Here is a 25,515-nt window from a genome sequence, read left to right on the forward strand (position 1 = left end):
TTTCTAACTATTTATTGGGTTCCGGGTATATATATTTATTGAAAAGGTTTTTTTCTTTGGTCAGTTTATTCAATGAATGTGATTGAAGCTAAGGTTTTGCCAGTAAGTGTAAGCTGCAAGCAAGATTGATAATCTGAAATTAGCATTAAATTACTCAAGATCTGGACTAATTCTTTTCAGAATTTTTAGTGAATTTTTCTATGGTTTACTATTTTTTTTCTATGTCATTCCCCAATTTCGTACTCTACACTCACCAGCCCACTCTCATACCTCTTTGTATCAATCATCTTGAGCCTGACTTCCTTTCCAATCCGGTCAAACAGCGGAATCCCGCTCCCAAGAATAATGGGAACAACAAAAACAATTAAATCCTGCACAAGGTTTTCTTCGAGAAACACCTTGATAAGCTGTGAACCGCCCACGAGCCAGATATCCTCATCAGTATTTTCCTTCAGCCTGCGCAGAAATTCCCCGACGTCCCCGGAAACAAATTCTACGTTTTTTTCCCGGCGCAGGGGTTCTTTTTGTCTGGTAAAAACATACGTTTTCTTCTCCCCGTAGGGCCAGTCTCCGAAGCCCAGGACCTGTTCATAGGTTTTTCTGCCCATAAGGACCGTGCCGATTGATGCGTAAAATTCTGAATAGCCGTAGTCGGTTTCGGGACTGCTTTCGTATTCGGTTAACCAGTCGATGCTTCCGTTTTCCCGGGCGATGAAGCCGTCAAGGCTGCAGGCGATATAGAGTTTTATTCTGGATGTGTTTTCTTTCATTGTCCCTTTCCCCTTTTAGTGATTGTTACTTGATTTTATGTGATTTTGCTTCTTATTTATTGTTTCATTTCAGTTGTTTTATGGTTCGGACCGTTCGCAGGCGAACGGGACAAGATAGACAGGGATAAGCTATTCACGCAGCCTGGGTGAAGTTTTTGCTCTGTTTTTGCTTGCCTCTTACTGGATTAAGCCGAGAAATTCAAGACCTTTTTCCAGTAAAACTTCAAGAAATCATAACCTTTTTACCTTTCCTTCTCAAAAACTCCTCCATGTCCCCCCTTAATTCTGGCATCCCCCTCAAAACAGAACATTCCGCAAAAGACCGTCTTTACTGGAACTTCTTCAATATGATCCCCTTCCTGATCGGTTCAATTGCAATTGCCAGGGACTCGATCAAATGGGTTGCCGTTTACATCGGAATAGCTCTCTTTTTCTTTCTGGTAATCGAATTTCGCTTTGCCTGCACCCACTGCCTTTACTACATAAGGAGCAAGGGCTGCGTAAAATGCATGATGCTTTCGGGAATACCAAAGATTTTCAAAGCCCGTCCAGGCACTCACAGCCCTTTTGAAAAAGCAGTGACGTTTCTTGGAGCCCTGCCTATGTTTCTTTTTCCGGTTTATTGGCTGGTAAGGGACCCTCTACTGCTGGGGGCTTATGTCGTTGCCTGGGCGTTGTTTTTCTTGACCGCAAGGCGGTATGAGTGCATCCGCTGCATTAACTTCGAGTGTCCAATGAACAGGGTGCCGGTTGATGTGAGAAAGGAGTTTGAGAAAAGTGGGACTTGATATGGAAATCTTTGCTTTCCGGGGTTTTGTGCCGGTTTTGGACTAGTTTTTAGGTTTTTGTCTTTAGATTTTTGTCTCGATACGATTCTTGGAGTCCTCTTTTTCAAGTTGTTTTGTGGATTTATCCAATCCCCATATAGCAAAAATCCAACAAAAAACCTCCCGTAAATTAAATGGATCACTCATTAAATAGTGGGTTACTCCATACCTATTTTACCTTAATTAATAGCCACGAACGCTGAATCAATGAAATCGAAAAAAAGAAGCAGATGAAAAAATAAACAGGCACACGCCTGCACCTGAATTAGTCCTCGTCCTTTTTAAAGGAATATGTCATTTTACCTTTCTTTTTCAGCTTGAAAAGCTTTTTCCGGGTTACCCCTTCCATTATTTCTTCTTCTTTCATGTGATGGTCGCTAAAAGAAAGGATTCCGTCGGGTTTCAGGACCCGGTGCAATTCTTTCATAACAAGTTCCGGTTTGTTCAGGGTGTGGTAAGTATCATAGAAGAGGACTATATCCAGGCTCTCACCGGGCAGGCCTGTATTGTAATCGGAAAGTATAGTTTCTATGTTTTTCAGCTGTTTTATCGAAGCCAGGTGCCGGACCATCTCAACAGCAACCGGATTGATATCCAGGGCATAGACTTTTCCTGAAGGGCCCACCATTTCGGAAGTGTCACGGATATAGGAACCTGACCCGCAGCCGTAATCCAGAATTTTGAAACCGGGTTTTATCCCTGCCTCTTCCAGGATTTTCCTGCGGGGGAAAAAGAAGTCCCGGAACTTGAAGAGAAGGGTCGTTGCGTGAAATCTAAAATCAGAAACTGGTTCTTCCGTGATGTTTTCCTCCTTTATGGTCGGTCCTTGATTTAGTAATGGTTCAGGTCTTTCTCTTGCAGACAGCTTTTTCTTCAAGCCTATTTTGAGATTCACATGCCTTATATTTTGCCTACGGAAAGTTTTCATTCTTTTTTATTGTTCTATACAAATATTCGGATACATGTATAATTAAAGTACTGTCTGATAATCAAAGTGCTGCCTGCAGCAGCTATCCGGCATTCGGACCACCGCTGTACCAGGTTTATACTGCAGCGCAAAAACCTTAATCTCAAATCAGAAAATAGAATTACTTAATAAAGTATCTAAGTAAAGTAATTACCATTCATGAATGGCAGGAATGGAGACAACCATGAAAGTCGCTTGCATCCAGATGAATATCTCGCTTTGCTCGAAACATGAAAACCTTGAGCGTGCCCTCTCCCTGGCAGAAGACGCAGTTTCAAAAGAAGCCGAGCTGCTCGTCTTTCCGGAAGTTTTCTCAACAGGTTTTTGTTATGACCGTATAGGGGAAGTGGCTGAAACTGCTTCCGGTCCCACGCTCGAAGCTCTCCGTACCTTTTCCAGAGAACATGACTGTATTCTTGCAGGTTCAATGATCGAAAAAAGAGAAGGGGACTCAATAAGTTCAGAAATGAAGGTTCCTTCCCAGTTTAACCTCGGGTTTTGCATAGAGTCCGGAAAACTAGCCGGCACCCGCCGAAAAGTCCAGCTTTACGGTCCGGAAAAGGAATATTTTGCGCCCGGAGACAGCATCTCTCCTATCAAACTGCAAAAGTACGGGCTCTCCTTAGGACTCATAGTTTGCAATGAACTCAGGTATCCGGAAGTTGCCCGAAAACTGGCTCTTGAGGGAGCAGATTTGCTGGTTTCAGCTGGTGAAATCCCGGACTTTTATATATATCCCTGGCGAATTATGTCCATTTCCCGGGCGATTGAAAACCAGCTGCCGCATATAGCCTGCACCAGGGTGGGGAAAGACAGGTATTCGACTTATCCTGGCGGCTCTTTTATTGCCGATGGATGGGGCCGCATCCTGGCAGAAGCCGGAAAGGAGGAATGTGTTCTCATTGGGGAAATCGATCCTGAAGAGGCAAGGGAAATAAGGCAAACCGGCTCTATTCTCGAAGATCGGAGGCCTGACCTTTATTAAAAATCAGAGGCTGGAATAAAATCCAAAAATCAGTTTAAAGAAATCAGTTTAAAGAAATCAATTTAAAGAACTCTAGATAAAGAACTTTAGATAAAGAACTCTAGATAAAAAATGAAATAAAAGTATTGAAAAAGAAAATTAAAAAAGGTAAACCCTGTCGGGTTACCCTTTAAGTTCCTTTGCAATCAGTTCACGGGCTGTCTTTGCATCTGCCGTGCCTTTTGTCTTTTTCATGACCTGTCCTACAAGGAAGTTCAGGGACTTTTCTGCTCCTCCTAAATAGTCCTGTACTGCTGCTGCATTTTCGGCAATTGTTTCGGCAACAGCCTTCGTGACCAGGTCATCTTCTGCTTTGAAAAGACCTTTTTCTTCGATGATCTGGGAGGGAGTTTTTTCCTCCGTGCCGTCCAGAATTGTACGGATGACTTCAACTGCAGCCCTGTCACTTACCTTGCCTTCGGTAAAAAGGGTGACCAGTTCTACCATATCCGGGACCTTGAAGGAATTCTCGATCTCGGGGTCTTTTGCGTGGATGAAGCCAATTGTCCTGCCGTCATAAGAAGAGATTGCAAGGTCGCGATAGTTTAGCTCCCCCAGGAAGACGTCGGCTGCCCAGGTAGCGGCGGTTTTCGGGTCAACGCCTTTTGCACAGACTCCTTCGTAGAAGTCGGCAAGCATGATCTTGGAAGTGAGGGACCTTGCATGCATATCCGTGATGCCATACTGTTCCATGAAGCGTGTACGTTTGGCGTCAGGAAGTTCAGGCAGAGTCTCTTTGATTGCAGGAATCCAGTCAGTCACACGCATTGGCATAAGGTCAGGCTCACGGAAGTAGCGGTAGTCTTCTGCTTCTTCTTTTGTCCTCATTGAGGTTGTTACTCCCCTGCCTTCATCAAAATGGCGGGTTTCCAGCACGATTTTACCGCCACGGCGGATCACGTTCTTCTGGCGCATGATCTCGTAGAGGAGAGCCCTTTCCACTCCTTTATGGGAGGAGATGTTCTTGATCTCAACACGGGTGCCCCAGTAGACTGAGACGTTTGCGTCTACACGCATAGCCCCTTCGAGATTTCCGTCAAAGACATCCAGGTATTCGAGGATGTTTCTGAACTTGTCAAGGAACCTTCTGGCTTCCTTGGGGCTCCTCATATCTGGCTCGGTAACGGTTTCAATCAGGGACATGCCTGACCTGTTGTAGTCTATAAGGACACCCTTGGACTTCTCGATGCTCCCTATGTGCACAAGCTTTCCAGGGTCTTCTTCCATGTGAGCTCTTGTAATTCCGACTACATGCTCCCCGTCCTCTCCTTCGATCACAACCTTTCCCTTGCTAACAATAGGGAAATCATACTGGGTTACCTGGAAACCTTTGGGAAGGTCAGGGTAGAAGTAGTTCTTCCTGTGGAACTGGGTCTCTTCTGCAATCTCTCCTTCAAGAGCAAGCCCCACCTTTATTGCTGCTTCCACGGCTTTCCTGTTCAGGACCGGAAGTGTACCGGGAAGGCCAAGACAAACCGGACAGGTGTGGGTGTTGGGGGCTGCATTGTGGTAATCGGTAGAGCAGCCGCAGAACATTTTGGTCTTAAGTTTGTTAAGCTGGACGTGGATTTCAAGCCCGATCCTTATGCCGTCAGGGTTTTCGTAAGCCATTTACGCCACCTCCGGAGGTCTCTTTGTGTGGTAATCGGTATTCTGCTCGAAAGTATAGGCTGTACGCAGGACGGTGGACTCGTCAAAGGGTTTGCCCATTATCTGGAGCCCGATTGGCAGTCCGTCAGTAAAGCCACAGGGTACGGAAATTGAAGGTACGCCTGCAAGGTTGATCGGACAGGTGTTTACGTCCGAGAGGTAGAGGGTAAGCGGGTCTTCAATCTTTTCCCCGATCTTGAAAGCAGGGTTAGGCATGGTCGGAGCCATAAGCAGGTCAACTTTTGAGAGCGCCTTATCAAAGTCCTGCTTTACAAGAGTCCTTACCTTCAGGGCTTTGAGGTAGTACTTGTCATGATAACCTGCAGAAAGCGCATAGGTTCCCAGGAGAATTCGTCTCTTGACTTCGGCTCCGAAACCCTCGGCTCTGGTCTTTGAGACCATTGCGTGCCAGTTTTCGGCGTTTTCCCTGAACCCGTAACGTGTTCCGTCGAAGCGGGCAAGGTTTGAGGACGCTTCACTCATTGCAATGATATAGTATGAAGCAAGAGCGTACTTTATGTTGGGCATCGAGACCTCTTCCCAGGTCGCTCCGAGGCTCTCACATTTGTGTATGGCGTTCCATACGGCTTTTTCTACGTCAGGATGGATGCCTTCTCCGAAAAATTCCTGCGGAACCCCTATTTTCAGGCCCTTTACATCGTCAACAAGAGCTTTCTGGTATTCGGTTTTACTGTCAATGGAAGTGGAATCTCTCCGGTCGTAACCGCCTATAACATCCATCAGGACTGCAATATCTTCCACGTTGTTTGCAAGAGGTCCAACCTGTTCAAGGGAATTTGCGTAAGCCACAACTCCGTACCTCGAAACGGCTCCATATGTTGGTTTAAACCCTACCACACCGCAGAAAGCCGCAGGACAGCGTACAGATCCCCCGGTGTCAGAACCAAGTGCAAAAGGAGCTTCTCCGGCTGCAACAACCGCTGCACTACCTCCTGAAGATCCGCCGGGTACTCTTTCAAGGTCCCAGGGGTTTGCAGTCGGCCCGAAATGGCTGGTTTCCGTGGATGAACCCATGGCAAACTCATCCATATTGGTTTTTCCAAGGACTACGGCTCCGGCAGCAAGAAGCTTTTCGATTACGTGAGCATTGAAAGGAGGAACGTAGCCTTCAAGAATCTTCGAGCCACAGCTGTTTGGCAGACCGACTACGGAAATGTTATCCTTGATTGCGATTGGAACGCCTGCGAGAGGACCCGCATGCCCTTCTTCATCTATCTTCTTCGCCTGCTCAAGGGCTTTATCGGAAACCGTCACATAGCCGTTGATTTTGCTCTTTCCGATAACTTCAAGGTAGCTGGCTGTTACTTCTTCGGCTGAGCTTTCTTTAATCTTCTCTTTAATCTGTGCAACACTCATCCATTTTGCCATAAAAACATCTCCTCAGCCGATCTTCGGGACCCTGAAAGCCCCGTCCTGTTTATTTTCGGTGTTTGCAAGAACGGTTTCCTGCGGGAGGCATTCTTCCACCACATCTTCTCTGAATACATTATAGATCTCAGCAACATGGTATGTGGGAGTAACATCTTCGGTCTGCAACTCATCAATCTGCCCGAAATACTCCAAAACTGAGTTAAGTTTTTCCATATACTCGACTGTTTCCTGCTCATTGATCTCAATTCGGGCAAGCCAGCCGATGTGTTCTACATCTTCTTTTGTGATCATGAAAATTCCTCAAAAATAGAATAATCCTGAATAGAATGCCGTTGGTAATGCATTATAGAAACAGTTTATGAAATAAATATATATTCTTCCGTTCCCCAGTTTCGCTGCGCTCAAGAGGGCTAATCTATGGGTTTTAGCAGTGAGCTTCGCTCGCTAAAGCGGACTAACTTATGGGCACAAACTTTAATCTTCTATCTGAAGGGTTATAAAAGATGAGCAAGCGACCCTTTTTTCCGGTTTGCTTGCTCAGAGGACTGATTTTCTGGACTTTTAGACTTTCTGTCTCATGTGGAGGGCGTACATCTGGACTTTCTTCATTTTTGCCAGGTTGAGCACTTTTTCGAGTTCTTCGTCGGTAAGGTGCCGGGCTTCGATGTAGCCGTTGTCTACGGCTTCGTTGAAGATCTCGTAACCTATGGCTGAACGGGCGAGGACTGTAGTCCAGCCCTGGGGGCTGCCGACTCCTCCGAAGGAGAGGTCTGCGTTTTCAGAGGCCAGGTCTGTACAGAACTGGCAGGATGAACTCCGGTATTCATCGAAATCGCTGAGTTCAAAGACATGTTCTTTTCCATCTTTCAGCGTAACTTCGAACTTTCCTTTTCGGATTTTCATGGCCTCTACATTTTCGAGCGTGATCCCATAAATTTCCAGCACTGCCTTGATCCCTTCGTAGGCGAAGGTGTCCATGCAAAAGAGCCCCAATTTCAGGATTTTTGCCCTCATGAAGAGGTGTAGTAAGCCGTAAGAGCTTTTCTGCATCTTTGTGACGGCGTCGATGTTGCAGCTCGTCCCTACAAAGGCGATGCTCTGCATTCCCTGTTTGATTGCGCTCATCAGGGCTTCAAGAGTCATTGAGTGGGAGTAGATGCTTCCTCCGCTTTCAAGAATCTCCTCTCTGGTTGTTGCTAATTTGGGTATGGGTTTCCAGGGTTCTTCCTTTGAGCGGGTTGTGACCACGGCGCAGTCGATCAGTCCCTCATCCAGGGCATAAAGGAGGAGAGAGGTTACAACTCCGCCGTCCTGCCCCTTCATTTCGGGAATTGCAGACTTTGCGGCGTAGGCATATCGGAAGCTCCCAATTAGTCCTTCTTCTGTAGTGATCGTCCTTGGACACTGATAATAGCAGACCCCGCAGGCTTTGCAGGGCCCGACCAGTTTTGGCGCACCGTTCTCAATGGTTATGTACTCACAGTTTGCTGCACAGGCTCCGCAGAGGGTGCAGATTCCTGGTTTTATGATGTCTTTTTTCAGTTTTCCGAAGGAAATCTTTTCCTTTTCACTCAGGTTTCGCTTAAGTCGGATAACGCTTTTTTCAAGTGTATCGAATTTATGTTTGCATTCGGTACTGCAGAAATAGTAATGTTTTCCCCCGTAATCCGAAAAGTATTCAGTATTGTCAGATATAATTTTCTTGCAAATAGGGTCTAACGGCATTAAAGGCCTCCGATGATTATTTATCCCAAATCTCAGGAAACGCCACATGCGTCATTCCTTGGAATAATCTATTATAAGTTCTTCAACATCTAATTATTATATTTCATGAGTGTATATTAATTATGCACGTTGCTATAATTATATTTGTAGTCTTTATAATTTTCACTCTTTATAATTACGTGCTGTAATTTATTCTTATGGATAAATAATTTCAGGCTTGATTGAAAACATTGCTTTGAAGTCAAAACATTCTTTATAGAAATGATGTTGAGGGATGAATGAAAAGGTGTCACACTAAGAGCGAGTAATGATACGTAAATACAAGAATAATGGTAAGTAAATACAAGAATAATGGTAAGTAAATACAAAAAAAGTGATCTGGGAATGGCAAAAAAGTAGAGCGAAAAACAAATAATCAGTATCTGTAGACATAACTAATAAAAATGTGCCGTCGCAAATAAATCGTGGATGGATCAATTATAATAATACTTAACTGAACTACTTAACTGAAATAGACTGGCACTTTGAAGTGCTTTAGCAAAGATTATTATAGGCTTTTGGTTAATACCTTCTTTAAACTTCATATAAATTGTGCTCTTGTAATACATTTTTATCAGATCCTTGAGATATATATCTCCGGCATATTCCGATATTCAAAATATCCGGTTTCTAATTGTTATGTCCAATGCATTCGTGTTAGATTTAACCAGTTTAATAGCGTTTAAATTAGTTTGAATCATTTTCAAATCAGTTTGGATTACCTTTGATTAAACTACAAAAAACAGTTCATCTTAATATGAAATCCATTATTACATTCTTTAGTACAAGCCCAATTGAATTCTATATCTGCAGTTCAACCGTACTGGATATAGATGCAATTGAAACTATGTATAAATCCTCAGGAAGGGACTAAAAATGGCTCTGAAACCCAGAATTGCAGAATCTCCTCAGGTTCGTTTGATTGACCTCAAGTCAAAACCGTTCTTTATTGTGGCTTCCGTAGAAGTAGGAAATACCACAACCAAATCTATCCTTACAGCCGTCAATATGGATACCGGAAGGACACATATCATAAACAAGGTCTTGCGCATGACCAGAGATGTCCGTCCTCCAAAACCCGGAGAAACCGTGTTCGGAAAGACCCTTACGGGTGTGGAACTTACGCGTGAGGCCGTTGCAGAGCTGGTGAGGAGCACCCTCGCCGAAGCCATGGAAAAAGCCAGCCTGGATATAAAGACTGACCTCAATTTTGTGGTGCGCTCTACGGGTGTCGTTGCAGGCTTTGATACCCCGGAGGAAGTGGGGGAATTTATCAAAGCTCTGGCAGACGGGTGTCTGATGGCAGGTGTCCCTCCAAGGAACATGACTCCGCCAATGTCCATCTCGAATATTTCTAAAAAACTCCAGAAATACAGTAAACTGGAAAAAGTCATCTTTGATGGGGCTGTAGCCGGTGTTACGCCTCCTATAGGCTCTACTGGAGTTGAAATTGTTGCAAACGAAATGGAGGGGGAGCTTGCAACAGCAGGAATAAAGGAAGCTGCTAAACTGACTGATGTTGATTTCAGGAATCCCTGCATCTCAATTGACTTCGGGACGACCCTTGATGGCAGGATCACAAGCCCTGACCAGCCATATGCAAAAACAATTGGAAACTTCTGCGGTTATGCAGGTGCAATTCCTGACGCCATTATTAGGGGTTCGAAAATCGTTGATTCTAAGGTAGGGACTGCTCTGGAAGTTTTTGAGAACCAGAAACCACCTTCTTTCCTTACTTTGAAGATGAAGGCTAAAGCTATCGAAGATTATGCAAGGCGCATTCATGAGCTCATAATCATTGAAAAAGTTCCAAGGGATAGACAGAGGTATGGCAGTGTCCCTGTAAGACCGGATGCAGCCGAGGAGATAGGTGTAACGCTTATAGGTTGCGATGTGGGCGAAAACGGTTCAGATATGGGAAAGCTGAGCGCGATAGGCGTGGAAATTTGTAAGACCCACGGGCTTCAGATCGTTTATGCTGTCATTGACGAGGTAATGGCCGGAGTGGTGTGCAGGCTCATAGAGGTCGCAAAAAAAGAAGGCCTCATTTTTGAAGACACAACTTTCGGAATTACAGGTAGGGCAGGGATTACCGGGAACAAGCCTAAATTAATCCTGAGCTGCCTGGAGAAAATGAACATCAACCCCAAAATCGATGAGAGAGTAGTCTTTGTGGACGATGGGCTTGCCAGAGGGGCGGCTGTTATGGCGCGCTGTATGAACTCCCTGGGTACCCCGCAAAATCCGCTTGGAGGCAGGCACGGCGGAAAATGTATTCTTGCACAGCGGATAAAAATGCAGGAAAAGTAAAGGCAGTCAAAACCTAAGCAGGAAACCCGTTAAATCTTTAGATTTAGCGGGTAGTTGACGTCGTGCTTAAAGAGTTGAATAAAAAACGAGAATTAAAGAGTTAATTAATAAAGTAAAATAAAGTAAAGGCAGGATGAATTAGCCTCCTGCCCCTCCTCCTCCGGCTTTTCCAAGATCAAAGCCCTGCATCGTTTCCCTTTCTTTCCTGAACCTTTCTTCCAGTTCCTCGGCAGTATATTCCCTTTCTTCTCTCTTTTCTGTGGGTCTGATCTCCGTAAATTCCAGGGTTTCTTCTCTGTACCAGAGGTCGGTACTTTCGAGCAGGACCCAGACTTTTCCCTGTTCGTCCTTTTTGATCTCACTAACCCGGCTTACGGTATCGCTATTTACGTATTTGACAGCATCTCCCACTCTAATGGTTTTTTTGTTGCGCCCTACCGCTGTGATTTCTTCAGCATCAGCCATGATTTCACCTCGAGAGCTTCCAGGACGCTGGCATTTTAGGCCCTGCAAGTCCATTCCTTCTTTAATAGCTTCTAATAGGTTATTCAGGCCCTTTAATAAAGTTTGTGGGGTCTTAACTGTAAATGACTCCAAAAAAAGCCCTGAAAGACTCAATAGAGGCTTCAGAGTTTGAAATATAAAAAAAGAATTTAAAGTTTGCTGATCTCTCAGCATCTGTTACCTTCTTTTATTAGTTAACCTTTTCACTGATTTATTTCGTTCCTGAGGTCTCCCATGAGAGCGACCCTTTCGGCATATGCATTGTGTCTGTGTATGCTTTCCTCATTGGTCTGTTTGATAGTGATTACTGCGTTATCGGGAAGGTTTGGGAATTCTTTTACAACATTGTCTGCCATTGTCCTTACACAGTCTTCCACAAACTTGGGGTTCATGTGTGCAGTTTCCACAACAACCTTCTCATCTGAGCGTTTCAGGATCTCATAAACGCTTGAACTCATGGAGTGTTCAATTATCTTGATTATGTTTTCCAGGGAAACATCAAAATCGTGAGCTACTTTGATTGAGACAACACCTATTCCGCGCTGATTGTGAGTAGCCATAGGAACTTTCTCAAGGAATTTTATGATTGTATCCCTGTCAACTCCAAGGTCGGCAAGCTCATTTGCAGCCTTATCTCTCATTATCTCCTGAGCGCAGGGACAGGCAGTCATTCCCACAACTTCAGCTCCGATGAGTTTTTTCACATCAAAGTAGCCTTTATCGCCGTTGCCTCTTACAGCCGAAGCTTCAGCAAAGATATTCACGACTTCCTGACACTTGATCCCTGTTGAAGGGGAGGTGCGCCTTATCATATATTCGCTTTTCATCCTGACTTCAGCCTGATTTGCATATTCGTGGCGGCCAAGCAGGTTATGCGCAATATCGCTACATAGTTGTTCTATTTCGTATACCGGTGTGCTGAGAACCTTCTCCAACACTTCGTCTACAGCTTCGAAGTTCCTTGAAAGGTTCGCTCCCTTACGGTCCGAAGGCAGGTCAACAAAGACATCAAAAGTTGAAATCAGTACTATCGGACGCTTGTCCTTTCGTTTGATTTCAACCAGCTTTTTCATGTTTGTTACCCCAACACGGGTGAGGTTGATAGCTATGCTTGGTTTGCTGGCTTGGACATCCGGGAGGTTGAAATTACAGTGTTCCATATTTTAACCAGATCCGTGAAAAGATGAGTGTATGATTGATTTATAGAATAAATCCTTAACAAATACATAATTTTATTATATGTATTTGGAAAAATATAGTGACCATAAGAAGTTATAGCATGTAAAGTTTGTGCTTTCCAGGCTCTTTTCCAAAAGTACAAAAAAATATATTTTGCAAGAGTCTCTACAAACCCTTTCCTGAATCCTATTTTATATCACATTTTTAACAATGAATAAATATTTAAATATTTCCCATTTTGACCACAATATATAAAAATTTAGTTTATATGCCCTGTACAGATTTAGGGCAGTTTTGCATAAACCAATAACTACTGGCGACATCCTGAAGAAAGATTTTATATACTTTAAAAATTAATCAGTGTCTAGCAATACAATTTGCGAGGTGACCTTTATGTCCAACACAAGAAATTTTGTTTTACGAGACGAAGAAGGCAATGAGCATGGAGTTTTCACAGGTAAACAGCCTCGTCAGGCTGCTTTGAAAGCTGCAAACCGGGGCGCCGGTACCAAATCCAAACCGGATGTCATCCGCCTCAGAGAACGCGGGACAAAGAAGGTGCACGTTTTCAAGGCATGGAAGGAACTTGTCGCAGCCCCCAAGAATAGACCTGAATGGATGCCTGAGAAAATTAGCAAGCCCTTTGTCAAGAAAGAAAAGATCGAAAAAATCGAATAAACCTATATCCCTCACATACCCTGGAAATCGGGGTTCTTTCTTTTTCTTTTTGATATCCATATGCAGAATTAGCTTGGAAGGATTCTTAATACTATCCGGGCTAGCTTATTTCTATAACTTCTATATTTTCTACAATTTCTACAATTTCTACGATTTCTATAATTTCTATAATCCCTCTACATTCATTTATTCTTAGTAAAGTTCATCTAAATTTGCTTTTTTTACAGAATTTCTCTGAGCCTGTATCTTTAAGGTTTAACGATAAGTTTAAAAAGAGATTTTATGATTCCTAAATCATGGGACTCAAAAGAGAAAATGTGCTTATTGAAGCCCTGCCTTATATGCAGGAGTTCTATGATTCAATAATGGTTATCAAAGTGGGTGGAAACGCAATGGTCAGCGCCCAGATCATGGAGGATATCATAAAAGATATTGTCCTCCTGCGTTACGTGGGGATCAAACCCGTTATCGTGCATGGCGGCGGGCCTGAAATAACTGAAAAAATGGAACGTATGGGCAAGAAGGCTGAGTTTTTCCAGGGCCTTCGCATTACAGATGACGAAACTATGGAAATTGCAAGGATGGTTCTTGTCGGGAATATCAATACTAAAATTGTATCCCTTATCGGGATGTTCGGCGGCAAAGGTGTCGGATTTACAGGCTACGACGGAAGAATGATCCTTGGCCATAAACAGGCTGTAAAACGTGTATTTATTGATGGCGTGGAAACTGAAGTGGATATAGGTTGGGTCGGGGAAAGTGAGGTCATAAACCCGGAAATTCTCCATATTATGCTTGAGAAAGGCTATATCCCTGTAATCTCTCCTATTGCTGTGGACGCAAAAGGCAATGCCCTGAATATCAATGCTGATACGGTTGCAGGAGACATTGCAGCGTCTTTGAATGCTAAAAAATTGATACTTATGACCGATGTTTCCGGTCTCCTGAGAGACATTAAAGACCCGAGCAGCCGCATCTCTCGCGTAAATCTGGATGAAATTGATCCCCTTATTGAGGAAGGAGTTATCAGTGGGGGCATGATCCCCAAAATCAAAGGGGCTGCTGTTGCGGTTAAAAGTGGGGTAGAGAAGGCACATATCATAAATGGGAGCGTTTCCCACTCTATGCTTCTTGAGCTCTTCACAGATGGTGGAGTCGGGACAATGATCTATGGACCGGATCACCCGCCGGAGTAACCACGGATACCAGTGGTCTTTAATTTCTGGAAAAATAATGAACTAAAGAGGCAAAAAGGCGTCAGGGCGAATGCACTTGCCCTGGCAACTTTTTAGATTTTAGCATTCACTTTTTTCAAATGGAGTGTTTTTTCAGCAATCTCAGTCTAAAATTGGCGCCCCATAGGTGAATTCTTCGATTTCAAGGACTTTTTTCCAGAGTTCTTTGCATTCACAGTCTGTTGTACTGAGGTCGGCTGGGTTCTGGGTGAGTGAGAAAGTCCTGAGGGAATCTGCAACTTCCGGACTGCATATTTTACAGTTGCGAGGGCCGCGCTTTGAGCCTGCCCCGACCGGGTCGGACATTAGAGGAAGATCCGGATGGGCGGCTTTTGCCTTTTTCAGGATTTCTACTATGCTCCAGAGCCAGGGTGGGCGGTACTGACCTTTCTCCCAGAGGGCTTCGACAAGGGTGCCTTTCTGGACGTTACAGAGGTTGATGGATACGGTGTCAGCATAAGGAGCTGCATCATCTATGGAACGTATGATATCTTCCATTGCCTGCTTTTCGGAGAGGAAGAGGGGTTTGAGCATAAGGTAAGCTTTTATGGTTACTCCATACTTTTTTGCAATTTCTGCTGCACGGACAAAGTCCTGGAATGTGAAACCCTTGTTAATGGAATCTTTTCGGATCTTATCCGAACTTGTCTCCAGCCCGAACGCGAGTTCGAAGGGTTTGTCTTTCAGAATGCTGAGGCAGGCCTGTACATTCTCTTCGGTTACGAAGTTAGGCCGGGTTTCAACAAGCACTTTGATGACTCTTGGATCATCTGCAAGGTTTTTAAGGATTGCATCTCTGGCTTCAGGAAAGACTTCCTGTTCGTCAAGGAAACTACCTGAGGTGAAGATCTTGACCATTAACTCAGGGAACTTTTCAGCTTTCCTCATTGCTTTTGCAAGCTGGGCGATGTAGTCTTCGAGGGATGGGGGCTCACTTGCACAGTCATAGACGTAGCCGCACATCGTACAGCCGCCGGCTTTTCCCCAGCGGCAGCCTGCACTTTTGAAGATGACCGTGAGGGTCTTTGTCTCTACCCCGTTTACAAGGTCTGTTCCGGTCCAGCTTGCCGCAGGTTCATTCGTAGGTGATGGCTTGACTTTTATCCGCTGCCGGATATCCAGTACTGCTTTATTAAGGGACATGGGCGTAGAACTCGCTATTATGGATTAATATTCATTTAATATTCATTTAATATTCATTTTATGATTTACTGCACGATTTGTAAAAAAGGTGGATGAAGCCATTTCGGGCTTCACTTTTATCTTCTATTTTCCGGTTTTTACTCAAACTCGATAGTTGCAGGCGGTTTTGGTGTGATATCGTATACCACCCTGGCGACATTCGAAATTTCGGAAGTGATCCTCGATTCGAGTGTCTTGAGGACCTCCCATGGGAGTTCGAGTGCTTCTGCAGTCATTCCATCCCTTGATCCTACAGCCCTTACAGCCACGATCCAGCCGTAAGCCCGGACATCTCCTTTTACTCCTGTGCCTTTGCCGAGCACCGCAGCAAAAGTCTGCCAGGGGCAGAACCTCTCAAGCAGTTCCTCTTCTACTATGAAGTTTGCTTCCCGCACGACTTCAAGTTTTTCCTCGGTAATCTCTCCGAGAATGCGCACCGCAAGCCCGGGGCCCGGGAAAGGCATCCTCTCGCAGATCTCTTCAGGCAGCTGGAGTGCCCAGGCTACTTCCCTTACCTCATCCTTGTAAAGGTCCCCGATAGGCTCAACAATTTTCTTAAAGTCCATTACGCTCGGCAGCCCTCCAACATTGTGGTGGGACTTGATCCCGCCTTCGGACTCGATTCTGTCAGGATAGATCGTGCCCTGGATCAGGTAATCGGCTGCAAGCTTCTTTGCCTCGTCTTCAAAAACGCGGATAAAGGTCTCGCCGATGGCCTTCCGTTTCTCTTCAGGGTCAGTAATATCCTTCAGGGCCGCAAGGAACCTGTCCTTTGCATAGACAATATCCAGGTTCATGTGGGAGAAGATATGCTTTATCCTCTCGGTTTCTCCTTTCCTCATGAGCCCGGTGTCGATATAGATCGGCTGCAGCCTGTCCCCGATCGCCCTGTAAGCCAGCTCCGCACAAACAGAACTGTCCACGCCGCCCGAGAGAGCAATAATTGCTTTCCCGTCTTTTATTTCCTGACTGATCTTCTCAATTGCCTTTGGAATGAATTTCTCGGGTTTTACCATTGAAATGCTCCTTAAATGATGCTAAATTAATCTTCCTTTGAAGAAATGATGGTGATTGGTGAATGTATGAAAATTATTAAAATTTGATTATATATTCTTGTGATATATGAGTCAGTGCATGGGTTTTTGATATTTAAAGGTATAGTCGGAGAAGTCATTGATTTCCTTCTTTGATCCAGATCATTTTTAAAGTTATTCTCGTTCTCTTGAAGGCCAGATGTTTACCCGTTTTTACTATTTTCCTTAATGTCCAAAGTTTCTCAGGACCCTCTGGAAATTGTCTTTATTTTATCCGACTATCCAGTAACTTACTGGCTGGTAAGATCTCTCTGGCTGGTGTAAACTTCTATTTCTTTAAGAGGTGTATGAAAAATGTGGGTAGTGGCAGGGAATAAAAAGACCAGAGAGAATAGATTGGGTAAAAATCAATGGACGAAACTGTTATGAGAGTTTTTTAAGCCCTGAAATTACCTTCTAACCCTTTCAAAAAAACCGAAAATTACAATTATATATTAAGCTTCTCCAAAATATTGCTATTAAAAAGATCGGACGGGAGTTAGTGATAGGAATGGGCAGTGAAAACTATGAAATTATTGATAAACTTGAGAATATTGCAAAATCCCTGCAGAGCATGGCAGAATCTCAGAAGAGAATGGTTGATATTCTGGAGTTGATGGCACAGGAAAAAGAAATTCTAGATTTGAAGAAATGAGGCTATGTCGAAAGTAAAAAGTAAAAAGTAAAAATTAATATTAAGCGAAAAAATATCAGGATCAAAATATCAGGATCATAAGTGTTGATTTTTATCTAACTGGAGAACTTTTGCTTCGGCAGTTTAAGGGGCTTTTCCGGGGAAGATTTCTGTGAAGTACCAGGTTTATTTTCAGGGCTGAAGAGATACCGGAAATTTTGAAAACGGAAAAATAAATTTCACGTTTGTTTTTTCCGGAGTATTTGTTTTATACCCCCCATTTCCTCTGGAAATTTCTTATCATGTATTTCTTTTAATTATTGATCTTAAAAATCTGAATGCTTAAAGATACTCTCTAAAACATGATCTCTCAATCGAAAAACCGGGGATATAATAAACAATCCTATACTAAATACTCATGTTTCGGAATATTTGTTCTTGCATTTATAAATCAGTACATCTCAAATTAAGAACAGGGGAGTTGGAACTTTGAATACCGAAATAGCGTTAAAGTTATGGATGGCTCTGATGTTTATACTGATGCTTGGAGTGCTGTTTATTCTACTTATGGTAATCGCTGGCTAATCATAAACAGCGTCGAATAACAGATCTCTTCTTGTCTCAAGAGGGGACTTTTAGCGAGATTTTTATCCGACGTTTTAAAATGAAGTTTTATAGATCAATTTTTTGAACATTTCATTTTAGTTTGGCCGGCCAACCAATACCTGAAGGCACGTGGAGACGAGGTTAACTGAGAATTGAGGTCGGCTGAATATAAAATCGGTTGAATATAAAACTGGCTGAATCAAAAATCGGTTGGATCTAAAATGATAGTCAAATATTAAAAGTCAGTAGTTAAAATAAGGTATTTTGCAAATGGTGGAAGTAAAGATCGATATGTGCGGCCATATTTCTTCCCCCTCATTCTTTTGCCTCTTACCAGGCACTGACTTCCCAGGCGCTGAGGATGCCTGATTTTAGAGGTTATGGTATCCGCTCCATTCCCCCCTTCTTTACTTCCACATTTGCTTTTCCGCATTAGCGGCCTCGCTTTTTCTTCTTAAGTCCTATCATCTTATGAAGAAAAGGCACCATCATCGTTACGTTTATGTGAGGTTTTGCTCTCCAGTCCGGGATTTCAAGTGTTACGGGACTGGGGACAGGAGTGCTCTTCATGTTCAGGGAATAACCTTCATGTTCAGAGAATAACCCTGGTCAACATTCGGGATGAAAGGATCGCTTAATCTGCAATTCTTCCGGTTGCCTTCCGGTTGCCTTCCGGTTGCCTTCCGGATTGCAATTCCAGAGTTAACCGTTTTCAAATCTGAGGTATTCTCTCAACATAATTCATTTCCCAATAGAGTTAAACACCATCATCACATAAATTTCTTTCTAAAGTTTTGCTCTGAATTATCTCAGTAAATCAGCTCCGGATTTTTATCTCCGCAGGTTTAAAAAAGAAATTTATCTCTCGTTTTTTGAAAGCAAATGAATATCCTTTTTGATATCTGATGTAAATACTTTCAATCCGCATACCTGCAACTTAAATAAGATGAACCCAAAACACCACAGCGTTGCGGATTTACAACTAAGCATAGCTATTGCGCAAGTGTTATAAATTGATGTCATGGGGACATCTATTTCAAATAATACGTTGACTTTCAAATAATACGTTGACTTTCAAATAATACGTTGACTTTCAAAGATCTTCCTGGAATTTTATATTCTGGCATGGTGCGAGGTCTGCAAACTCAGGGATGGGATAATGGGCATTGATTATGGAGTATTGAGAGATAGTAAAAATGAGCTTGAGTCCAGGGTATTGATGTCTGCCAGAATGTACTCTGTACTCCGCCAGTACTTCGGATATACTGCTTTTCGCCCCCTTCAGGAGGAAATTATCAGGGATGTCCTGGACCGAAAAGACGTCTTCGTGCTCATGCCTACAGGAGGGGGCAAGTCGATCTGCTACCAGCTGCCTGCCCTTCTCCTGGATGGGGTCACTGTCGTGGTTTCTCCCCTGATTTCCCTGATGAAAGACCAGGTTGACGGGCTTGATGCAAATGGGATTGCAGCGGCCTGTATGAACAGCACCCAGAGCACCAGAGAAATCAGGGATATAAAAACAGCTTTTCTGGAAAACCGGCTGAAGATACTTTATATTGCACCCGAGAGGCTCATGATGCCCGGGACTTTTGCGTTCCTGAAGAAAGGCAAGGTTAGCCTTTTTGCAATCGACGAGGCGCACTGTATTTCGGAATGGGGTCATGACTTCCGGCCTGAGTACCGGAAACTGAAACTCCTGAGGGACCCGAAGACAGGCTTTCCTGATGTACCGGTTATTGCACTCACGGCTACAGCCACCGACAGGGTCAGAAAAGACATCATATCCCAGCTTGGATTTGCTATCGATCCGGAAAAAGGGCCTTATGTTGCCAGCTTTAACCGGAGCAACCTTTACTATGAGGTCAGGCCAAAAAAAGATACTTTTTCGGAAATTGCCGACTACCTGCGCAGGCACAGGGGAGAAGCCGGAATCATCTACTGCCAGAGCCGGAACAACGTGGAAAACCTTACAAAAAAGCTGAATATTGCCGGTTTCAGGGCTCTTCCCTATCATGCCGGACTTTCAGATTCCGAACGTGCCCGAAACCAGGAGATGTTCATAAAAGATGATGTGGACATAATAGTGGCTACAATCGCTTTCGGGATGGGGATTGACAAGTCCAATGTCCGGTTTGTAATACACTATGACCTTCCCCGAAATCTTGAAAGTTATTACCAGGAAACAGGAAGAGGGGGCAGGGACGGCAGCCCATGCGAATGCATCCTTTTTTTCAGCAGGGGAGACCGCTTTAAAATTGAGTACTTCATCGCACAGAAAACAAATGAGAAGGAAAAGGATATCTCCCTTGTGCAATTAAGGCAGATGGTGGCCTACTGCGAAGGAAATAAGTGCAGGCGCCAGACTCTTATGGAATATTTCGGTGAAGAGTTTCCAGCGTCATGCGGTAACTGTGATACCTGCCTCAGGCCTAAAGACACTTTTGATGGGACCGTAGCTGCCAGGAAACTGGTCGCCTGTGTTCAGGAACTGAATCAGCGTTTCGGCACCAATTATGTTATTGATGTGCTCACAGGCTCAAAGAATAAAAAGATCATACAAAATCACCATGAACGGCTGAAGTCCCACGGCAACGGGCGGGAGTTTACAAAGGAGCAGTGGAGGGCACTGGCCTCCGAAATGACAAATACCGGGCTTCTGGATGTAAGCGGGGCCCAGTATCCTGTTCTGAAACTGAATGCCATGAGCAGGAAAATTTTGAAGGGAGCGGAGAGCGTTGAGCTTGTCTGTCCTGAGGGTTTCATGCCCGGAGCTGAAGAGCGTTTTATACCGCCAGCACCTGCAGGTAAAATCACAGGAAAAGGCGAAGATAATATACTGCTTCCTGCCAATGTATATTCAACTGCTACTGAGGTCCTTAAAAAAGCAAAGTCTGGAGGACTTCCAAAATCGGGGACAGAGCATGACCCCATTCTTTTTGAGAGGTTAAAAGCCCTCCGAAAACAGATTGCTTTAAAGAAAAATCTTCCTCCATACATCATTTTTTCTGATACCAGCCTGAAGGAGATGGCTGCTAGGCTCCCGCAAAGCCCTGAAGAGTTTCATTCTATCACAGGGGTAGGAGACCATAAACTCCGGAAATACGGAGACGATTTCCTCAAGGAGATTGGGGATTACTGCAATGACTACGGTTTGATTCCGGCAGAGAAAACTGAAGATTCTGAAGATCGCGAGACTGAACCTGAAAAAAAGAGGAAAGCCTTAAAGAGTCCCATCCACAAAAGCGCATTTTCAGAACTTGAAATTGAAACCGACAGTCTCGGGATTGAAACTCCTGTTCCGGAAGTCGGTAAAGAGAAAGCATTAGAAACCTCATCTCTCAAAGTACCAGAAACATCACCCCTCAAGGTTCCCCCCAAAATACCTCCTGAAGTTCGCAGGTTGCCCACAAAGAGAGCAAGGTATCTGGATATGAGTATTCAGGATTGGTCCGAAGCAGATTCTTCTTCTGGCAGTCTTAATGAAATCGACCCTGAAGGAAATTCTCCTGAACCGGTTGACGATGTACCCAAAACGGAATGCTCTGACGATTTTTTTGAAAACGGCTCTCTTGAGATGGACCCCGTCGAAAAAGACCCTTTCGCAACAGATTCTTTTAAACCTGACTACCTTGAGGCAGATTCTTTTGAAATGGATTCCTTTGAGGTGAACTCTCTTGAAATGGTTTCCTCTGAAATGGTTTCCTCTGAAATAGATTCTTCTGAAATGGTTTCCTCTGAAATAGATTCTTCTGAAATAGATTCTTCTGAAATAGGTCTCTTTGAAAAGGCCTCTCTTGAAAAGACTTATTCGCTCTATTTACAGGGGCTCGATATTGGTGAAATTGCAGAAATCGAAGGTTTGAGTGTAAAAAATGTGTACAGGCAATTTGAGAGGCTGATACTTGCCGGAAAGGTCAGGAAAATCGAAGGGCTTGTACCTCCTGAAAGGCAGCAGCAAATAAAAATAGTATTGGAAGTACTGGAGGTTGAACTTGACTCCCTGCTCAGGGCGAGGATGGGGGAAAACTGCCAGGAAGATGAACTGAAGCTTATAAAAGCTCTCCTCCTGTCAAAAATGCTTTTCTCAGTCTGAAGGGTTCAAAATAAGCTCTTTTCTATAAATTGTTTTGTTTTTCCTTTCATTTTTTATCAGGATAATAGCTGAATCTCCATTTTTCAGTTCAACTCCTTCAGGCAAGGACAGTTTCATATTGTTTGCTACTTCCAGAACAACAGGAGGATCAGGGCTAATCTCATACTCGATACCGTTATGCTGGAGATAGATGCTGGTGCTTTCCCCAAAGGTAAGTGGGTCTCCTCCATTATGTTCTATTTTAAGGGTCTTTGAATCGAGTATCTGGACATCCAGTTGTGTAAAAGTCCCTGATTTCAGGGCTCTTTCCGTACTCCCTCCAAAGAGTACAGCTACCCCCATGAGAACTAGGAGCCCCATGCACATCATTGCGAGGGCAATGACTACAATACGGCTTACGGCTTTCTCATCATATGTGAATTTTCCTAAGAACCCTGAACCCGAAATAGCTTCATCCCCATCGTAGAATCAATTTACATCCAACATATTAATTTATTAATACTGTTATGTGTCTCAATGTATAAAAAAGTTTCAAAAGACACGGGTTCTTAATCAATCCTTAATCAGGTCTTAGATGATGTACTTATTTACCTATAAAAAAGTAAAATCGGGAAAGAATTTCTGTCAGGAAATAATAAATGAGATCTCCTAATATGACTGCCAGAACAAAACTTGCTGTTATGGGAATCATGAATGGAAGTCCCGGAGTTACCCAGACAGTGCTGCCAAGGAGTCCCTGTTCTTCGTGTGCCTCAAGTCGGGAGATCATATTCTGGTTTACAGTAATTCCTCTGCCTGCAAAAAAAGGATATAACTTCCCGTTATTCAGCTCAAAACGTTCAGCTAGCCGGATGTGCCTGCCTTTCTCCAGAAGTCTTCGCAGATCTTTAATGTTTATCCTGTATGCAAAGAGCATATAAAATGGCTTTTTGAGCATATCAGGAGTAAAATGAAGAAGGTTGTAACAGAAAAGTCCTAACGGAACGGCAGCGGTAAGAAGGAAGGAATTTTCAAGAACAGTAAGTGCAAAGAGCCCTGCAGGAGGAAATCCAAGCAGGGGAAAAGTGTAGCCGTGAAACTCAAGGGCAGGGTAAACCGGGATAAGAGTCCCGATCACTATCAGGGTTTTTGCATCTGCGCCTCCGAAAACCCTGCTCCTGAAAAGCAGATAAACCAGAAATAAACTGGAAAAAAAAGAAAAAACTAACTGGAAAAGAAAGTAAATTCCCCCATTCACAATCTCATATATTAAGAAACCTGAAAGGGAAAGAAGCATAAGCTTCCATACACGGTTTGGAACCCTGCGGGTTTTCAGGTCCAGGTAGGAAGAGTAAAGGAGAAAAGGCAGACAGGCTGCCAATTTCAAAATTTCTATCATGTATAGTTTTCTACTCTTTTGATTTGTGTATTTCTCCGGTTACAATCTTTTATCTTACTGGGTTTTATTATTTTCTGCAGCTTCTTTAGTTTAGTTTTTATTTCAGGTTTTGATTCCCGGTTCTTACCTCTGTTTTTATTCCTGCTTTACTTCCGGTTTCTGAAGTTTCCTGAGGATAACTTTTTTCAAAGTTTTTCCCATTTCTTGAGTTCCAGGATTTCTGAGAGGGTTCCGCCCCTCCGGATCTCATCGTAGATTCTCTTTTCGGTTTTATTTACTTCCTTTGCCCTTCTTGCAAGTTCGTAGGCCCGTTCCCTTGGGACAACCACAACTCCGCTTTCGTCGCCGATTATATAATCCCCGGGTTTTACAGTCTGGCCTCCACAGGTGATTTCAGCATTGATTTCCCCAAAACCTTTCGGGTCCCCGGCATTGGGAACTGTATTGCTGGTATAAATTGGGAGCCCAAGAGTTTCTACCTCGTCAATGTCTCTTACAGCACCTTCTATTACCACACCTTCAATTCCTTTGTTCAGACTGCTCAGGGTTGCAAGCCCTCCCCAGCAGGCAATATCCTTACTTTCATTATAAATTACTATTACATTTCCTTCTTTTGCTATATCAATAGCTTCGACTGTTTTTGCCCAGTCTCCGGCAAAAGACTGCACCGTAACGGCAGTTCCCACCATTTTTCCTCTTACGAGAGGATGGATACCTTTCATTGCCCCTTTTTTGTGCATCGCATCCGAGATATTTGGGGTGGAGACTTCCTTAAAGATCTCCCTTATTTCCTGGTCTACGGTTCCCCTGCCCCGGATATCTACAGACTCAGGAGAGTCCACACTCTGCCTAATTTTTCTTGCAGCTTCGGTCACATTGTCAGAACGGGTTATGTTTCCTCCCACTATAACAATCCCGGCACCTGCTTTGACGGCTTGAGCTGCACTTTCGGCATCAAGCCCTCCAGCTACTGCAAGCTGTAAATTCACCTTTTCTGAAATTTCCATTAAAATGGATATTGGGTCTTTTCCAATCATCTGCTGGTCTATGCCTACATGAACGTTAACATAGTCCACACCCAGAGCTTCGAGTTCCACTGCCCGGTTTACAGGGTCCGGAGCCGAGATAAGGTCTGCCATCAACCTGATCCCATATTTGTGGGCCGAACGGAGCGCGTCAAGAATTGTGGAATCGTCTGCACTGCCGAGGATGATGGCTACGTCTGCACCGGCTTTTGCAGCCATCTCTACTTCCATGGCTCCTGTATCTACGGTTTTCATGTCGGCAAGAATTGTCCTGTCCGAAAAAGCTTTTCTCATGGCACGAATAGCGTCCATGCCCTCACTTTTGATCAGGGGGGTCCCGATCTCGATCCAGTCAGCACCTCCTGCGATTGCTTCCTTTGCAATCTCAACTGAGCGGTCAAGTTCCAGAAGATCAAGTGCAACCTGAATTATGGGAACGATAGTATCACCTCTATTGGGAAACCGAATAAAGTGAAAAATTGAGTTTTTGTATCGGTTTCGCTTCTGTTTTTATTTTTTTTTTCAAACTTTATTACGATCTTAAATCTTTATTATGATCTTTACTTTTTAATGACCTTTATTACCTTTTTGATTTACGATAAACAAAGGAGAAAGCCCACGATCTTTAGAGGTTGTCCGACAATTCAATTTCAGGGCAAAAATATGTATAAATAAGGCACCTAAAGCCTTTAAATCGAAAACAAATGAATTAAGATATTACTGGCAGTAATTGTCGGACAGCCTGTTTAGCTCAGGGGTAGTTGACTGTTTACTACTCATTATAAAATAAGCAGGATAGCCGTTGCTTTAGCTGTGGGAGGAATGCGTCAACATCCAATACCTGCTTTTTACACCTCTGTTAACTATATAATGTATCGTGTGTAATCTATGAATGTGGATAGAACGATTAAACTTAAACTCGGTGTTTCTGAGGAAGATAAACCTACCCTCAAGAAAACAATTATTCTTTTTAACACTGTGTTTAACGAAGTCACTAAATATGGTTTTGAACATAAAACCAATAGTAAGGTATCTATCCATCACGCTACCTATAACGATATTCGAGAAAGGCATCCAGAACTTCCTTCTTCTCTTGTTCAGGGAGCTAGAGATGTTGCTTGCGAAGCTCTTGAAGGAGTCAAAATTAAAAATCTTCCAACTGCAAAGCCTTTTGCTGCTATCAGGTATAATCAGAGAGTAATTACTTACCATCTGAAACATGGA

At 43.6% G+C, this 25,515-nt stretch carries 21 protein-coding genes and 1 pseudogene; 8 read left to right on the top strand and 14 right to left on the bottom strand.

Translation table 11 applies throughout. The features are described from left to right. Positions 1-224: 224 nt before the first annotated feature. Positions 225-770 (bottom strand): dihydrofolate reductase family protein, encoded by a 546-nt coding sequence (locus tag EO92_RS13115; RefSeq protein WP_048172228.1) that lies wholly within the window; start codon positions 768-770, stop codon positions 225-227. A gap of 269 nt (positions 771-1,039) precedes the next feature. Between EO92_RS13115 and EO92_RS18635 the strand changes: the two genes are divergently transcribed. Beyond that, on the top strand, positions 1,040-1,558 hold the full coding sequence (locus EO92_RS18635; protein WP_048172260.1) for a hypothetical protein: 519 nt from the start codon (positions 1,040-1,042) through the stop codon (positions 1,556-1,558). Positions 1,559-1,862: 304 nt separating this feature from the next. Here EO92_RS18635 and EO92_RS13125 read toward each other — a convergent pair whose 3' ends face one another. Next, positions 1,863-2,525, bottom strand: a complete 663-nt coding sequence (locus EO92_RS13125) for a class I SAM-dependent methyltransferase (RefSeq protein ID WP_156165829.1) — start codon at positions 2,523-2,525, stop codon at positions 1,863-1,865. Positions 2,526-2,727: 202 nt separating this feature from the next. Between EO92_RS13125 and EO92_RS13130 the strand changes: the two genes are divergently transcribed. After that, entirely contained in the window at positions 2,728-3,549 is an 822-nt protein-coding gene (locus tag EO92_RS13130) for a nitrilase-related carbon-nitrogen hydrolase (protein ID WP_156165830.1), read from the top strand. Positions 3,550-3,711: 162 nt separating this feature from the next. On the opposite strand, the gene gatB is transcribed toward EO92_RS13130, so the two are convergent. The 4 genes from gatB to EO92_RS13150 all read right to left on the bottom strand — a co-directional run bounded on the left by gatB (position 3,712) and on the right by EO92_RS13150 (position 8,355). Beyond that, entirely contained in the window at positions 3,712-5,199 is a 1,488-nt protein-coding gene (gene gatB / locus EO92_RS13135) for an Asp-tRNA(Asn)/Glu-tRNA(Gln) amidotransferase subunit GatB (protein ID WP_048172232.1), read from the bottom strand. After that, positions 5,200-6,627: an Asp-tRNA(Asn)/Glu-tRNA(Gln) amidotransferase subunit GatA gene (gene gatA / locus EO92_RS13140; RefSeq protein ID WP_048172234.1), complete on the bottom strand. Its 1,428-nt coding sequence runs from the start codon at positions 6,625-6,627 to the stop codon at positions 5,200-5,202. It lies immediately after the preceding gene. Between the two features lie 12 nt (positions 6,628-6,639). Further along, positions 6,640-6,921: an Asp-tRNA(Asn)/Glu-tRNA(Gln) amidotransferase subunit GatC gene (gatC, locus tag EO92_RS13145; protein ID WP_048161247.1), complete on the bottom strand. Its 282-nt coding sequence runs from the start codon at positions 6,919-6,921 to the stop codon at positions 6,640-6,642. Between the two features lie 270 nt (positions 6,922-7,191). Continuing rightward, positions 7,192-8,355: a Coenzyme F420 hydrogenase/dehydrogenase, beta subunit C-terminal domain gene (locus EO92_RS13150; protein WP_048172237.1), complete on the bottom strand. Its 1,164-nt coding sequence runs from the start codon at positions 8,353-8,355 to the stop codon at positions 7,192-7,194. A 915-nt stretch (positions 8,356-9,270) separates the two neighbouring features. Here EO92_RS13150 and EO92_RS13155 point away from each other — a divergent pair. Next, on the top strand, positions 9,271-10,704 hold the full coding sequence (locus EO92_RS13155; RefSeq protein WP_048172238.1) for a methanogenesis marker 14 protein: 1,434 nt from the start codon (positions 9,271-9,273) through the stop codon (positions 10,702-10,704). 138 nt (positions 10,705-10,842) lie between these two features. On the opposite strand, the gene EO92_RS13160 is transcribed toward EO92_RS13155, so the two are convergent. Together EO92_RS13160 and mptA are read right to left on the bottom strand one after the other, a co-directional pair. Further along, positions 10,843-11,169, bottom strand: a complete 327-nt coding sequence (locus EO92_RS13160; RefSeq protein ID WP_048131279.1) for a DUF2098 domain-containing protein — start codon at positions 11,167-11,169, stop codon at positions 10,843-10,845. Between the two features lie 242 nt (positions 11,170-11,411). After that, the gene (gene mptA, locus EO92_RS13165) at positions 11,412-12,368 is read right to left on the bottom strand and encodes a GTP cyclohydrolase MptA (protein WP_048131278.1); all 957 of its coding nucleotides are present in this window, start codon (positions 12,366-12,368) and stop codon (positions 11,412-11,414) included. 412 nt (positions 12,369-12,780) lie between these two features. Between mptA and EO92_RS13170 the strand changes: the two genes are divergently transcribed. Continuing rightward, positions 12,781-13,065, top strand: a complete 285-nt coding sequence (locus tag EO92_RS13170) for a non-histone chromosomal MC1 family protein (protein ID WP_048131277.1) — start codon at positions 12,781-12,783, stop codon at positions 13,063-13,065. Positions 13,066-13,361: 296 nt separating this feature from the next. After that, positions 13,362-14,261 (top strand): acetylglutamate kinase, encoded by a 900-nt coding sequence (gene argB, locus EO92_RS13175; protein WP_048172240.1) that lies wholly within the window; start codon positions 13,362-13,364, stop codon positions 14,259-14,261. A 141-nt stretch (positions 14,262-14,402) separates the two neighbouring features. Here the strand turns inward: argB and EO92_RS13180 are convergent, their stop codons facing one another. Both EO92_RS13180 and guaA read right to left on the bottom strand, forming a co-directional pair. Then, on the bottom strand, positions 14,403-15,443 hold the full coding sequence (locus tag EO92_RS13180) for an archaeosine biosynthesis radical SAM protein RaSEA (RefSeq protein WP_048172242.1): 1,041 nt from the start codon (positions 15,441-15,443) through the stop codon (positions 14,403-14,405). A gap of 137 nt (positions 15,444-15,580) precedes the next feature. Beyond that, complete coding sequence (gene guaA, locus EO92_RS13185) at positions 15,581-16,498, bottom strand: glutamine-hydrolyzing GMP synthase (protein ID WP_048131274.1); 918 nt, start codon at positions 16,496-16,498, stop codon at positions 15,581-15,583. A 559-nt stretch (positions 16,499-17,057) separates the two neighbouring features. On the opposite strand from guaA, the gene EO92_RS17900 reads away from it, so the two are divergent. Beyond that, complete coding sequence (locus tag EO92_RS17900) at positions 17,058-17,210, top strand: hypothetical protein (protein ID WP_162197479.1); 153 nt, start codon at positions 17,058-17,060, stop codon at positions 17,208-17,210. A gap of 1,157 nt (positions 17,211-18,367) precedes the next feature. On the opposite strand, the gene EO92_RS17905 is transcribed toward EO92_RS17900, so the two are convergent. After that, entirely contained in the window at positions 18,368-18,511 is a 144-nt protein-coding gene (locus EO92_RS17905; protein WP_156161231.1) for a hypothetical protein, read from the bottom strand. A gap of 443 nt (positions 18,512-18,954) precedes the next feature. On the opposite strand from EO92_RS17905, the gene recQ reads away from it, so the two are divergent. Continuing rightward, positions 18,955-21,888 (top strand): DNA helicase RecQ, encoded by a 2,934-nt coding sequence (gene recQ, locus EO92_RS13190; protein ID WP_235283329.1) that lies wholly within the window; start codon positions 18,955-18,957, stop codon positions 21,886-21,888. Here recQ and EO92_RS13195 read toward each other — a convergent pair. The 3 genes from EO92_RS13195 to hxlA form a co-directional block, all read right to left on the bottom strand. Then, on the bottom strand, positions 21,880-22,248 hold the full coding sequence (locus tag EO92_RS13195; protein WP_235283330.1) for a hypothetical protein: 369 nt from the start codon (positions 22,246-22,248) through the stop codon (positions 21,880-21,882). The two genes, recQ and EO92_RS13195, sit on opposite strands and share 9 nt — an antisense overlap. Before the next feature lie 223 nt (positions 22,249-22,471). Further along, positions 22,472-23,266: an A24 family peptidase C-terminal domain-containing protein gene (locus EO92_RS13200; protein WP_048172246.1), complete on the bottom strand. Its 795-nt coding sequence runs from the start codon at positions 23,264-23,266 to the stop codon at positions 22,472-22,474. Positions 23,267-23,451: 185 nt separating this feature from the next. Continuing rightward, the gene (gene hxlA, locus EO92_RS13205; RefSeq protein ID WP_156165832.1) at positions 23,452-24,732 is read right to left on the bottom strand and encodes a 3-hexulose-6-phosphate synthase; all 1,281 of its coding nucleotides are present in this window, start codon (positions 24,730-24,732) and stop codon (positions 23,452-23,454) included. 447 nt (positions 24,733-25,179) lie between these two features. Between hxlA and EO92_RS17250 the strand changes: the two are divergent. Beyond that, positions 25,180-25,515: pseudogene (locus tag EO92_RS17250) on the top strand (RNA-guided endonuclease TnpB family protein); the annotation flags it as partial.

The organism is Methanosarcina sp. 2.H.A.1B.4, assembly GCF_000979385.1.
Lineage (GTDB): Archaea > Halobacteriota > Methanosarcinia > Methanosarcinales > Methanosarcinaceae > Methanosarcina.